General features: G+C 58.2%; 11 protein-coding genes and 2 pseudogenes. 7 read left to right on the top strand and 6 right to left on the bottom strand.

Annotation, left to right across the window (positions count from 1 at the left end):
- Window positions 1-118: 118 nt before the first annotated feature.
- The 3 genes from ABB55_RS14150 to ABB55_RS14160 all read left to right on the top strand — a co-directional run bounded on the left by ABB55_RS14150 (window position 119) and on the right by ABB55_RS14160 (window position 1,536).
- The gene (locus ABB55_RS14150) at window positions 119-598 is read left to right on the top strand and encodes a TIGR02594 family protein (RefSeq protein WP_054359380.1); all 480 of its coding nucleotides are present in this window, start codon (window positions 119-121) and stop codon (window positions 596-598) included.
- Between the two features lie 2 nt (window positions 599-600).
- Window positions 601-936, top strand: coding sequence for a hypothetical protein (locus ABB55_RS30400; RefSeq protein ID WP_054359381.1), 336 nt, complete (start codon window positions 601-603; stop codon window positions 934-936).
- Between the two features lie 231 nt (window positions 937-1,167).
- The gene (locus ABB55_RS14160) at window positions 1,168-1,536 is read left to right on the top strand and encodes a hypothetical protein (protein WP_054359382.1); all 369 of its coding nucleotides are present in this window, start codon (window positions 1,168-1,170) and stop codon (window positions 1,534-1,536) included.
- A 249-nt stretch (window positions 1,537-1,785) separates the two neighbouring features.
- Here ABB55_RS14160 and ABB55_RS14165 read toward each other — a convergent pair whose 3' ends face one another.
- From ABB55_RS14165 to ABB55_RS14175, 3 genes are read right to left on the bottom strand one after another with little or no spacing between them, the layout of a single operon-like run.
- Window positions 1,786-2,703 carry a plasmid partitioning protein RepB C-terminal domain-containing protein gene (locus ABB55_RS14165; protein ID WP_054359383.1) on the bottom strand — a complete coding sequence of 306 codons (918 nt, stop codon included), beginning with the start codon at window positions 2,701-2,703 and terminating at the stop codon, window positions 1,786-1,788.
- On the bottom strand, window positions 2,700-3,611 hold the full coding sequence (locus tag ABB55_RS14170; protein ID WP_054359384.1) for a plasmid partitioning protein RepB C-terminal domain-containing protein: 912 nt from the start codon (window positions 3,609-3,611) through the stop codon (window positions 2,700-2,702). The genes ABB55_RS14165 and ABB55_RS14170 overlap by 4 nt, the downstream gene beginning before the upstream one ends.
- Window positions 3,611-5,302: a recombinase family protein gene (locus ABB55_RS14175; RefSeq protein WP_338053651.1), complete on the bottom strand. Its 1,692-nt coding sequence runs from the start codon at window positions 5,300-5,302 to the stop codon at window positions 3,611-3,613. The genes ABB55_RS14170 and ABB55_RS14175 overlap by 1 nt, the downstream gene beginning before the upstream one ends.
- On the opposite strand from ABB55_RS14175, the gene ABB55_RS28955 reads away from it, so the two are divergent.
- From ABB55_RS28955 to ABB55_RS28960, 4 genes and pseudogenes are all read left to right on the top strand, one after another.
- On the top strand, window positions 5,280-5,654 hold the full coding sequence (locus tag ABB55_RS28955; protein WP_083463616.1) for a hypothetical protein: 375 nt from the start codon (window positions 5,280-5,282) through the stop codon (window positions 5,652-5,654). The genes ABB55_RS14175 and ABB55_RS28955 overlap by 23 nt on opposite strands.
- Window positions 5,655-6,252: 598 nt before the next feature.
- Window positions 6,253-6,489, top strand: a pseudogene (locus ABB55_RS14180) (IS21 family transposase); the annotation flags it as partial.
- Window positions 6,490-6,662: 173 nt separating this feature from the next.
- Complete coding sequence (locus tag ABB55_RS14185; RefSeq protein WP_244472037.1) at window positions 6,663-7,148, top strand: Ros/MucR family transcriptional regulator; 486 nt, start codon at window positions 6,663-6,665, stop codon at window positions 7,146-7,148.
- Window positions 7,149-7,509: 361 nt separating this feature from the next.
- Window positions 7,510-8,001 (top strand): BLUF domain-containing protein, encoded by a 492-nt coding sequence (locus tag ABB55_RS28960; protein WP_083463618.1) that lies wholly within the window; start codon window positions 7,510-7,512, stop codon window positions 7,999-8,001.
- 50 nt (window positions 8,002-8,051) lie between these two features.
- Here the strand turns inward: ABB55_RS28960 and ABB55_RS29795 are convergent, their stop codons facing one another.
- The 3 genes and pseudogenes from ABB55_RS29795 to ABB55_RS14195 all read right to left on the bottom strand — a co-directional run.
- A complete protein-coding gene (locus ABB55_RS29795) occupies window positions 8,052-10,754 on the bottom strand; it encodes a diguanylate cyclase domain-containing protein (protein ID WP_152982053.1) in 2,703 nt (900 codons plus the stop codon).
- A 593-nt stretch (window positions 10,755-11,347) separates the two neighbouring features.
- Window positions 11,348-11,683 carry a transposase gene (locus ABB55_RS14190; protein WP_083463619.1) on the bottom strand — a complete coding sequence of 112 codons (336 nt, stop codon included), beginning with the start codon at window positions 11,681-11,683 and terminating at the stop codon, window positions 11,348-11,350.
- A gap of 165 nt (window positions 11,684-11,848) precedes the next feature.
- A pseudogene (locus tag ABB55_RS14195) lies at window positions 11,849-12,082 on the bottom strand (transposase); the annotation flags it as partial.
- Between the last annotated feature and the right edge of the window lie 142 nt (window positions 12,083-12,224).

Here is a 12,224-nt window from a genome sequence, read left to right on the forward strand (position 1 = left end):
GGTCGAGACCGGGACTGCCGGCCCATCCCCGGAGGCTTCCCAGATGCGCTTTCCCCTGCGCGCCGAATGGCTCGCCTCTCCGCGCTCGCCCCTCACCCCTGACCGCACAAGGACATCCATGCATTGGCTTGATCGTGCCCGCGCCTATCTCGGTCTCGCCGAGATCGTCGGCCCCCATCATAATCCCAAGGTCGTCGGGCTCTGGAAGACCGCCAGGGTTCCGGGCGTCTCCGACGACGAGACGCCCTGGTGCGCCGCCTTCGTCTCCGCCGTGCTCGAAGAGGCCGGCATCGTCTCCGCCCGCACCGGCTGGGCGCGGTCCTACCTGACCTGGGGCATCAAGCTCGGCGCACCGGCCGTCGGCGCCATCGTGGTGTTCGAGCGCGGACCCCATGCCGGCCATGTCGGCTTTGTGGTCGGCAAGGACAAGGCCGACCATCTGATGGTGCTGGGCGGCAACCAGGGCAATGCCGTCTCGATCAAACCGTTCGATCGCAAACGTGCACTCGGCTATCGCTGGCCGGCCGGGTCGGAGCCGGACAATTTTGCCCTGCCGCTCATGACCAGCGACGGACAGCTCTCCCGGAGCGAGGCCTGACCATGCTGGGTCTCGGACTTCTCCTCCCCAGCCGTGGGGCTCTCGCCGCGCTGCTCGGAGGCCTCATCGCGCTCGGGATCGTAGCGCTCGTTGCCGAGGAACGCGGCGCCACCCGGGAACGCGCCGCCTGCCTGGCGCGCGCCATCGCCGAGCAGAACCGCCAGGCCCTCGCCAACGAGACCGCTCGCGAAGCCACCCGTGCCATTGCGCTCGGCTCGCTCGAGGCCGAGCGCCAGACCGCCGCCATCCTCGACGAGGTGCTTCATGCTCCGGTCCCTGCCTCTCCTCGCTGCGGTCTCGGCGCTGACCGCGTGCGCGCCCTCGACCGGCTCCGGTAACCCGCCGCGGATCGACCCCGTCGACCTCACCCTGACGCGCGCCTGCGAACGGCCAGCAACGCTCCCGAACCGCGACCTCTCCGAGGACGAAGTCGTCCGGTTCTGGGGCTCCGATCGCAAGCATCTCGTCGACTGTGCGAACCGGCACCAGGCCCATGTCGGGGCGATCAGGATCCGTGACGACCTGATCGCCGGGCGCAGTCCCAACCTCACCCCCACAGGAGGACGCCCATGAGCGAGCCGGTGTTTCTTGGGCTCTCCGTCAAAGTCATCGTCGCCGGTGCCGTTGGGAGCGCCGTCGGCATGGTGCTCGGCACCGGACGCTGGTGGGAGCGCATCACCCGCGGCCTCGTCGGCGCCGCCAGCGCCTATGTCTGGCATCCCGTCGCGGCCAAGATCCTGATCGGGACCGCCGCGCTCCTGCTCGAAGACAAGCACCTGCCGTCTCCGGCCGAGATGGAGCCCGTCGCCGCCTTCCTGTTCGGCGTCGTCGGCATGATCGCCTGTCAGGCCGCCATCAACACCGTCACGGCCGTCCGCGATCGGGCGGATGATTTTGTCGAGCGGGAGGTGAAAGGAAAGGCCGCCGGCGACGATTGAAGAACCAGCATATGGAGAAGTATCTCAGCGGGGGTGCGCCGACCATCGTCGGCGCACCCCCGATTTTTTGCGTTCTGATGCCGACTCTCATCGGCACGTGACCGGCGAAAGCTCAGCCGGCCTTGTGGGCTCCGAACGGGTTCGCCGCCATCCCCACCACCGCGATCGATCCGCCCCACCGTGCGGCGTCTCCCGTGGTCCCCGCGCTTGTCGGGTCCGGGTCCCCATCATCACCGCAAGGCACGGCCGTCAGGCAACTTCGACCGGCAAGGTCGACGTCATCTCTGCAATGGTCTGAAACTTGCCGATAAATTCGGGTCGATGCATCCTCAGATATCGGACGATGCGACCATTCCCGAGCAACTTCGCCAGATATCCCTTGACCACAGTGAGATGCAGGTGATCCTTCCCATAGGACTCCTGGATCGACGTGATCGCCTCTTGCAGCCGACTGAGTTCGTTTTCCATGCGGGCCATCGCTTCCGGTGTGAGACCCTTGACGCGTTTTGACTTGGCAGCGTCGACGAGCTGGGACTGCGGAGTGCCCGCCAGGATCACTGACACGTAGGCGACCGAATAATTGTTAGCGTTGACCAGGAGCTCCGCGGCTTCAATCTGTCGGAGCGTTTTCATTTTTCGCAATGTCTCAAAGAGAGCGATCGGGCACGGCTTATCTCTGAGCAGCGCTACGTCCTCTTCGCAGATCCCATCCAGCAGCCTCACCTTCCGCTGAACACTATGGACTTTGATGTCGAGGGACTTCGCAATTTTCTCCTCGGACACGCCGCGCTCGATGGCACGGCGGATCATTTTGTGTTCCTGGACGGCGGCCAACTGGCTGATCCGCTTGTTGTAGGTAAAGGCCTCGTCGTCGGTTGAAACGATGCATTCGACCTCGCCAATTCCGAGATCTTTCAAGACTTCGATCCGGACAGGGCCGTCCAGCAGAAGATATGTGCCGGGTTGACTCTTGTCGCGGGCAACCACCGGCGGCTCGACTAAGCCCACTTCACGAATGGACGCCGTGATCTGCCGGTATTTCTGGCTCGCCCTCACGGTCTTGCGTAGCGCATGCACCGGCAGGATCGCGCCGACGGGCAACACCACGAAATCCTCCTCGAAGGCGATCTTGACGGGTTCGGATTGGCGGCGTGGCTCGCGCTTCATCCTGAGGACCTCGTGCCCAAGCGGCTCTCCATCCACGCCGGCATCGAATCGAGCCCTTCTGCACGCAGGAGCGTCAGGAAGTGGTCGTCCTCTCGCAAAGCGCGGAAGGCCTCGACCACGAAGAGAAGCCGGCTCTGGGTGATCTCTGCCTTCTTGACCATCAGCTTCTGGCGATCGGCCTCCAGGCGGTAAACGCGCACCAGAGCGTCGCTCGTCAGCACTTTCTGGCCCGTTCCCTTCCTGCCAAACGGTGTTTCGTCGACCTGACGGCCCCGGCGCTTGCGTTGTTGGAGCAGCCGACGCACGGCGGCGAGCTTCTTACCTCGCAACTTCTTCTCGGTGTAGGCGTCCATCAGGGCGCGCTGTGCGCCCTCATCATCGGCCCGCGAAATCTCGATGGCGAGATTGAGCGGCAGTAGCCCGGTTTCGACCGCCGAAACCAGGCGCTCTTCGCCGCGTTCCAGCAGTCCGGCGATCATGTTGACATATTCCGGGCTGACCCCGATCTTATCGGCGATCTGACGGTCGTTGTAGCCGCGACGACGGAGCGTTCCGATTTCCTGCATCAGATCGATCGACCGATGCTGACGGCGGGCGCAGTTCTCCACCAGGCTCATCACGAGGCACTCGTCCTCGCTCGCGTCGATGATGATCGCCGGGATTTCACTCTGCTCGAGCGCAATGAATGCTTCCAGCCGTCCCTGGCCGCACACGAGATCATATTCGACCGGATCGGTACCGGCTCGTCGACTGACCGTGATCGGCCGCTTTAGCCCAACCTTGGCAATATTGTCGACAATCTCTTCGAAGTTGCGTCGGTTGCGGACGCGAGGGTTCAGAACGCGAATCTTCGCGGTCGCGATAGTGGAGACGTGCCTTTGAGCATCATTGACAGTTTCGTCGATCATCACGCTGCCTCCGCGGTGGGGACCCGGCCGGCCAAGGCATAGAAGAAATCAAGGGTCTCGAAGCGATAGGCGTCGAGCGACAGACCATTCTGCTGCGCCAGGCGAAGGCGCGTCAGGCTCATGTCGATGCTGGGCAGGAGGTAGTAGTCGAGAGGCACCTCGTTCGCCTCGTCCATCCTGACCGCAATGGTCATATCCGGAACCAGACCGGCGTCGAGCCGTATCCGCCATCTCAGCGATCCAGCTGCAGTCCGAACACATCGGGCGATGACGACCGAAGCGGTGAACTCGTCATTGACCCGGATGAGATCGCTGACGGGGTCTCGAAACGCCCTACCGCCGTTCGCGGCAACTCCTGCCATTATGTTTGCAACGATATGCGGGAACGCGTCGCGCAAGGCGCGGTTGATTTCTATGTAACGGTAGTCGCGATCGGGTGCGTAGCCGATCAATTCATAGGCTCTGAGCAGGCTGCCGAACCGGCACCGATAGGCGCTGGACGACGGCATGTCGTCTTGCTCGTCGATCGAAACGCCGGAAAGCGTACCGCATTCTGCGAGCAGGGTTCTGAGCATTGCCAGCATATCATCGTCCGAATAATGTCGACTGCGCGCATCAATGATCGAGCGCGAGCGATCAAATAGTGCCCGCTCCACGATTGCCGAATACGCCCCCTCAGCGCGAACCCACATCTCACGCGGATTGGCGACGCGTTTCTGCTTCAGTTTGAATGATATTTTGTTATAGACGTTGTTGCCGATGTATTTCTCATTAGTGAGGACTTGATGGACCGCGGCCCTCGTCCATGGCCTTCCGAGATCCGTCTTGATGCCCTCCAAATTCAGCACCGTTGCAATTTCTCGTTCCGATCGCCTCTCGACGACGAACAGACGATACATTCGCTGCACCGTCACCACCTCTGCCGGCGGGCCGGGGACCAAAACGACGCGGTCGGTCTGAAGGCTCTTTCGATCACCACGCCCAAGCTCGCCCTTGGGGTTGCCGTGCTCGTCGATCAGCACACGGCGCAAGCCGTAGCCGGGCGCGCCGCCCTGGCGAAATCCCAGTTCGACCAACCGGCATTGGCCCGCGAATACCTTGACCGAGAGTTCGCGACTGTACTCGCCAGCCATGACCCGCTTGACGGTCTTCAAGAGATTGGAGCCAATGCTGCCGTCGTTCTCGAACTGCTCACCGCAATAATGCACTCGAATACCGGCCCGTGAACAGACATGTTCATGATAGGCCCCTTCATCAGCATCCTGGAAGCGGCCCCAGCGGCTCACGTCATATACAAGAATTGCCGAGAACTCCGCGTGGCCAGACTTGACCTCGGCCATAAGCCCCTGCAGCGCTTCCCGGCCGTCGAGTCGAAGGCCACTTCGCCCAGAATCCTCGCACACACGCAGTATCTTCAGCCCGCGCGCACTGGCGTACTTTCTGATGACATCGAGCTGATTCTCCGTCGAGTACTTTTGGTGGTCCGTCGACATGCGAACGTAGGCGACGGCGGCGATTTCGCTATCGGGATCGTTGTCGTCTTGGCGGTGTGGTATCGAGTGCTGCCCTTTCAATGTCTCATCCTCGCGCAGCACACGGGCGTCGCTCGTCGCTTCTTTAAAATCTCCGGCACAATGCTTCTCGCAATCTAACGCGAAGGAGCGTGGAATGTCGTTTCCGAAAAAGGGCAAGTTCTTTCCGGATGGCGAAGCCAATGGTGGTGGTTCATCGCTGAAAGACGTTCGATTTGCCGGGGAGATTGCGGCTGCGCTGAAGCGCTCGCTCGGCTCCACCCATGCCAGTGTGAAGACAGCGGCAGCATGGACGGGAGCCAACGAGCGGACCGCGAAAAACTGGTTCTCCGGGCGCTACGGTCCGAGCGGTGAGCATCTGGTGGCCCTTGCGCGAAACTCGGATGACGTCCTTCACGCCTTCCTGAGCATGGCAGGGCGCGCTGACCTGATTGCATCGGTCAAGCTGACCCATGCCGAACACGCAATTGAAGATCTCCTGGTGGCCATTAAGATTATAAAAGCAAAATAATTAATCTTGATTAATTGTTAAAAGCCGTCGCAATAATATCACAATATTTCGGCGGAAATCGAGTGGAAATCATTTGTGGGGATCGTTATTGGACGGTATTATTGTGCTTATTTGCAATCTTCGGGTTACAAGGTCGCAGTCGGCCGATAGATCGTAAGGGATTTTTGAGCAACCGAGCAAGAACACCTGCGAACCACGCTTTCAAATCGACGTCGTTGGGCTTGGCGGTTTCGATCAGGGGGTACATGGCGACGGCGCGATGGCCGCCATCGTCGGAGCCGGCAAAGGTTTAGTTCTTGCGGCCGAGCACTATGCCCCGTTCATTCTGTCTATGTCGCCTCACTCGTCGAGACCGCCAAGCTCAACAACGTCGATCCGCTATACGCGAAATGGCTATGGTAAAGGACGGTACTGCCGGAGAGCGGTTCGATCGAGCTGTCCATCCCGCGCGATTGGTAATTGTGAGCGAGCGTTGAATTCTCCCCATTTGTGGGCCTCGAAAATCCTCACCTTGCGCCGTGCCGCGTTCTTGCATGCCAGAGGGCGGAATGCCACGTCGTCGCCGGTGCTGGAGCGCTTCTGCCGGAGGAGCGGTTCGGTGATCACGCTTGGGGAACTTATGATGCCCCTGGAACTGCATCGGCAGGGACTGCCGCTGACGGAGATCACCCGCCTGCTCGGTCTCGATCGCAAGTCGGTCAGGCGCCACATTGCGAAGGGACTGGAGCTGCCTGCCTATGGGCCGCGGGTGCGTCGGTCGAAGGGCGTCAGCCCGTTCCTTCCTTATCTTCGCGAGCGGCTGGCGGCCTATACCGGATTGACTGCGGTCCGGCTATAGCGGGACTTCCCCGGCGGCTACACCGTCGTAAAGCAGGCCGTCCACGCTTGGTGACCCGGCCAGATCCAGAAAACGCGGCGGCTGAGCGCTGTGGCCTGCGGAATGGCTTGCGTTTGCAGAGGGTTCCGGCACAGTCGGTGCCTGGAAATATCTCAGAGAGGTCTTCCGACGTGTCGATAGAGCCGCATGACCTGGTGATCGTTGCCGCCGGCATTGTGACCGTATATGCAAGCCGGAACCCGGTGGCAGTGTCCAACGTTGCCGAGCTGATCTGCACGGTCCGCGATGCCTTGCAGGAAGCCGCCGACGGCAAGGCCGCGGTTGTCCCAGCCGAGCCCACATTGGTGCCGGCGGTCCCGATCCGGAAGTCGATCACGGGGACGTATATCATCTGCCTGGAGAACGGCCTGAAGTTCCGGTCGCTGAAGCGGCATCTGCTGACCTATTACGGCCTGACCCCGGACGCCTACCGCGCCAAATGGGGCCTGCCCGCCGACTATCCGATGGTCGCCCCGGACTATGCCGCCGAGCGCTCGAGGCTCGCCAAGTCAACGGGCCTCGGTCGCAAGAAGGTTGAACCGCCGCCCCCACCCCCGCCGAAGGAACCCGCGCTGAAAGCCAAACGAGGTCGGCCAAAGAAGGTGACTATTGTCTAAGTACCGCTAGGCTTGGCATGGGACGAGCGTCGGGGGTTGCGCTGGGTCGATGTTCGCTCGCCGCAGGACGTCATGAAAGACAAGGTCGTGCGAACCGCCGAGAAGGGCATCATCATGGCGCCCACTCCGCGGCAAGCGCCCCGATCTAACCGGCATGCTATGGGCCGCCCGCTTGGCTGCGACCTAAACCGTGATCGACATAGGGTTTGGTAATCCGACGTTTTGAGGCCTCGGGCATCCAGAATCGATCTCAGCCACGGCCTTGCGCGAAAGGCATAAGTATTTTTAATTATAGTGCAGACATATTGAAATTTTAGAGCCCCCCGGCATACTTACTAATCGATTAGATTGGGAGGACCGCATGTACCTCGCCAGGGTGAATTTCTATACCAGATGCGCCATCCGAGGTGTTACTCCTGCTTGGGTGAAAGAAATATTGTTGTCTTGCACTACGTATGATAGTGCTTCTGGCATTTCCGGTGCTTTGCTATTCAATGAGCGCTATTTTTTGCAATCAATGGAAGGCGAGCGGTCTTTGCTGTCAAACCAAATAGTGAAAATCGCAGAGGATGAACGGCAATCTGGGCTTACAATTGTGGCATTCAAAGCGATTTCGGTGAGAATGTACACGGGATGGACAGTTGCGTTTGCAGCACGAAATACCCAAATGGATCTTCTATATTTTCGATATAATGTAATTGGTGAACTCGATCCGGTCCGCATGACATTGGATATGTTTGATGGCTTGTTTTCTGAATTGTGTCAAATAGACGGATCCTATATCCAAAGATCGTCTTCCGATGGACGTGTGCAATCCGCAGGACGACCTCGGAAGGACATCCTTGCGCAGTGATTATAAGTTATTAGGCCATCGAAAATAAAATTTTGATCCCTTTTATCGCTTTAAATTAAGTAATACTGCGACTCGCTCGATTCAACTGACATAGTGCCCCAATTTCGAAGCGCCGATACGACTTCTGGCGCCGTTAGTGGTGGAACAAGAAAATTGCCGTGCTGCCAGTCACAGCCCACATTTGTCAGAAAGTCAGCTTGGGACGGTCGTTCGATCTGTCCGGCTATCAGCGCCAAGCCAAGCCGATGCAAGAGGTCCAGCAGGCCCACCACTATTGCCTGATTGAAGCCGTCGCCCTCGAGATTCGCGACGAAGCCATCGGCAATACGGACACCGAAGATCGGCAACTGGTGTAATTGGGCCAAGGATGCCTGGCCCTCTCCGAACTGGTCCAGAATGAAGGTAACACCAAGCGCATGTAAGCGGTTCATTTGTTTGAAGGCAATGTCGGCGCCTCGCGACGATATCGCATCCTCATTTATTGCCAAGCAGAGTACCGACGGCTCTAAGTGATGTTCATCAAGGCGGAGAAGGAGTTCATCGGCAAATTCTGATGATCGGAGCTGTGACGACGACACTCGGACAAGAAGACGCCCGTAGCGAATACCATCCGCCTCTAATCTTGACGCCAACGCTAACGCTTCAGAGAGAATTATTCCAATAGCTGCGATGGATACGTCGTTATCTTTAAGCGCTGACTCTACGTGATCCTTTGAAAGATCGCCGGCATCGGAGTGGACAAATGCCAGTTCAACGGCCAATGCCTCACAGGTGGTTCCATCGCGATCAACTATGGGCTGGAATGTTGCATGATACAGCCCCGACTTGAGAGCCTTAAGAACCTCTCTCTTTGCATATTCTCGCGCTAGCAATGATTCCCGTAATTTTGGTGAGAAAAATATAAATCTATTCCTCCCAAGTGATTTTGCTTTGTACAGCGCGAGATCAGCAGCCTTCATAAGATCTTCGGGATCCAGCGCATCATTTGGATATATGCTGGTACCTATGCTTGACGAAAAATGTCTTATATCCCCCGACAGCTCAAGCGGGAGACGAATTGCGCGCGCGAGGCCCTCCAGTGGACCAACCAATTCCTCGGCATCACCAATGCCCTCAAAAATCACGGCGAATTCGTCGCCACCGAGGCGGGCCGCTGAATCGGTCCTCGTTAGGACATCGGATATTCGTTCGGCAATTGCCTTCAGAAGGCCGTCACCCGCATCATGCCCTAGAGTGTCATTGACCAATTTGAAGTGATCAATATCGAAGATCGCCAACCCAACTTTCTTGCCAGATCGCTTAGCCCGCTCGATGGCATCAGATAGTGTCTTGTTGAAATTTAATCGATTTGGCAAACCAGTAAGTGGATCGATATTCGCAAGGCGCCATAGCATTTTTTCTTGATTTCGCCTAACTGTAATATCTTGAAAAACCAATAGCATCTGCACTTGGCCAACTAGATCGACTAGTGGACTACCGGTTACTATGACTGATATCCGTTGACCGGATGTGTCAGCCAACTCCATTTCATGAGGGCCGTATCGCCAGTCGTCTGTTAATGCCTGTAGAAAGGGAGCAACAGCATTTTGATCTTGGGCCAAGACATCCTGAAATGTTAGTCCGGCAAAAGCTTCGGGTGGAATACCAAGCAGCGCGGCAAAGGACTGACTTTGGAGGACAAATTTTTGAGTTTCGACATCAACAAGAGCCATGCCGACCGGAGAAAGTGCAAATATCGACCGAAAGCGTTCTTCATTCACCCGGATCCTTTCTTCAGCTAACCGGCGTTCGGTTACATCGGCGTGAGTGCCGATCATTCGTAGAGGGGTTCCATCCGGCCCGCGTTCTACAACCCGTCCGCGATCGCGGATCCAGACCCAATGTCCATCCTTGTGACGCATGCGAAACTCAGCTTCAAACTGAGGCGCCTGTCCGGCAAGATGGGCTTGATTTGCTGCTTCCACGGCCGCGCGATCGTCCAGATGCATGAGCGTCAGCCAAAGATCATCCGCGTCGGTCAGCTCGTTTGGTCCGTATCCGATTAAGCTTTTCCATATCGGAGAATAATATGTTTTGCCTTTTGCCAGGTCGATATCCCAGACCCCCTGACGAGCGCTGTCCAGAGCAAAACTCCAACGTTGCTCAAGTGCCTGTATGTCTGTGCGGTATTTTTCGTTTGCGTCCTCCAATTCCTTTCTTTTTGCTGATTGAAGGAGAATGATTCCAAAAACCGCATTTGACAGAGACGTCAGACAGAATAGTTTTATAGCTGCCTGCATATGCAAATACATAACAGAGGGTATAATCAATATAGCCACAACTTGACCAACCGCGGCAGTTAAAAATGAGATCGTTACTAACGCTGATATAGAGTATCGCTTTCCAAATTTGTATGCAAAAATACAGCTGATAATATACGTAGCGACAATTGAAATGGCACCAGCACTTGCGCCGACACCACCGCCCAAAAATCTCTGTATGATTTCAGCAACCGCGACAATACCACCAGAGAGAATTCCTCCGAACAACGTTGCCAGCACAACAAATGAAGTCCGTAGGCCAAGATAAATACCCTCCTCAATTTGAAGGGCAAATGCCTCTGCGGATAGTGCAGCTATAGAAAAGTGAAACCCGAGAGTAACATATCGGAGGTTGAGTGACAATTTTGACAGCATAGGCTCAATTTGAGCCCATGCGCACGCAGAGAGCGCTAGGATGGCTAGGTTGGCAAGCAAGGCAGACCAGACAGACATGACCCATGAGCCCCAATCGTGGAGCCGAATGATGGTTATAAATATTGAATGATTCGTTCACTGGTTCACGGAGAACTGCTCAACTTTAGAGGTCACTATCAGACTGCTTGATAACCTACCACTTGGTCGCCCTTGAGGGTCATCATGTCGCCATTTTGATAGTTGAGCTCGATTTCAAGGCTTCCGACGTTCTGTAACTCGGCTACGCCGTCTCCGAGGACCCCAGATACGTTGACCGAGGTTTGCGTCGGCAACGGCCTCCTAGACGATCACGGGACGGTCGATACTCGAATTCGCAAACAGCTAGCCTAGTTCGAAAACGTCAATTCTATCTGTTCCGAAGTATTCGCTGACGCGGAAAACGTCAAATTTGGCGGAGAGACTGTCCTTGATCGCTGAGGTCTCGCGGTTGAGCAGGCCCGCCGCGTCGGCGGACGTGGACAGGGCGACGCTTGTCGGACGGGCACCTCGAAGAACCCAGCCCGCCGCCGCTTTTGGACCGGAGAGCGCCCATTCGCGCGGCGTTGACAGACGGGTCGCTCGTGGTGCTTTCTGGCCTTTGACGCTGCGTCCGCCCCCGTCCGGGGCCTTCCTCAGGCTGTCTTCGGGCGCTCGGCGAGCCAGAGGTAGCAGCGGAAGTTGTATGTCAGGTTGGCCAGGGCGATCTTAGTCGTCGCCCGGGCGAGGCCGATGGTGCGGACGATGAGCCCGAGGGCGCATTTCTGGTCGGCGAAGACCCCCTTTACGCCGGAGCGCACCTTCGATCGCGCCCGGTTGGCCTTCCTCTGCGACGGCGCCAGGTCGTGCCTGGGCTGCCCGCGGAAGTGGATCTTCGACGTCAGCCCGCGCTCGGCCAGGTGCTTCTCGTTCGCCTGGGAGCGATAAGCGGTGTCAGCCCAGACGCCGCTCACCGTGTTCTTCGCCAGCACCGCCGGCAGCTGCGCGCCGTCGTGGGCGGCCGCCTAGGTGCCCGTGAAGGCGCGGATCAGCCGGTGCGCCGCGTCGATGCCGACATGGTTCTTGTAACCGAACATCGGGATGGCGATCTCCACCTTCGCCTTCGTGCCGTCTGGCCCGGCCTTGCGTGCCTTGGCGCGCTTCAGCGCCTTCATGCGCTCGGCCATCTCCGTCGGCACGCCGGCTCGCTTGCCGGCGTCGACCTCGGCCTTCTTCACCCACTCGTTCAGGGTCTGCGCCGTGCAGCCGATCTTCGCGGCGATCGACGTGATCGCAGCCCAGCGGGACGCATGCTCATGCTCGTGATCCAGCACCAGCCAGACAGCGCGCTCGCGGACTTCGGGCGAAAACTTGTTCGTCGTCTTGCTCATGGTGGCTCCACCTTCTCAGGAGTTGGAGCCTCCCGCAAACCCAGGGCGGTTCACGCTCACCGTTAACCGTGTGGAGCACCAGTCACTCGGCCGTGGAGGCGGCCGCATGGAGCGCGACCGGACAGCGGAGCTCGCCGATGTT

The organism is Prosthecodimorpha hirschii, from assembly GCF_001305515.1.
Taxonomy (GTDB): Bacteria; Pseudomonadota; Alphaproteobacteria; order Rhizobiales; family Ancalomicrobiaceae; genus Prosthecodimorpha; species Prosthecodimorpha hirschii.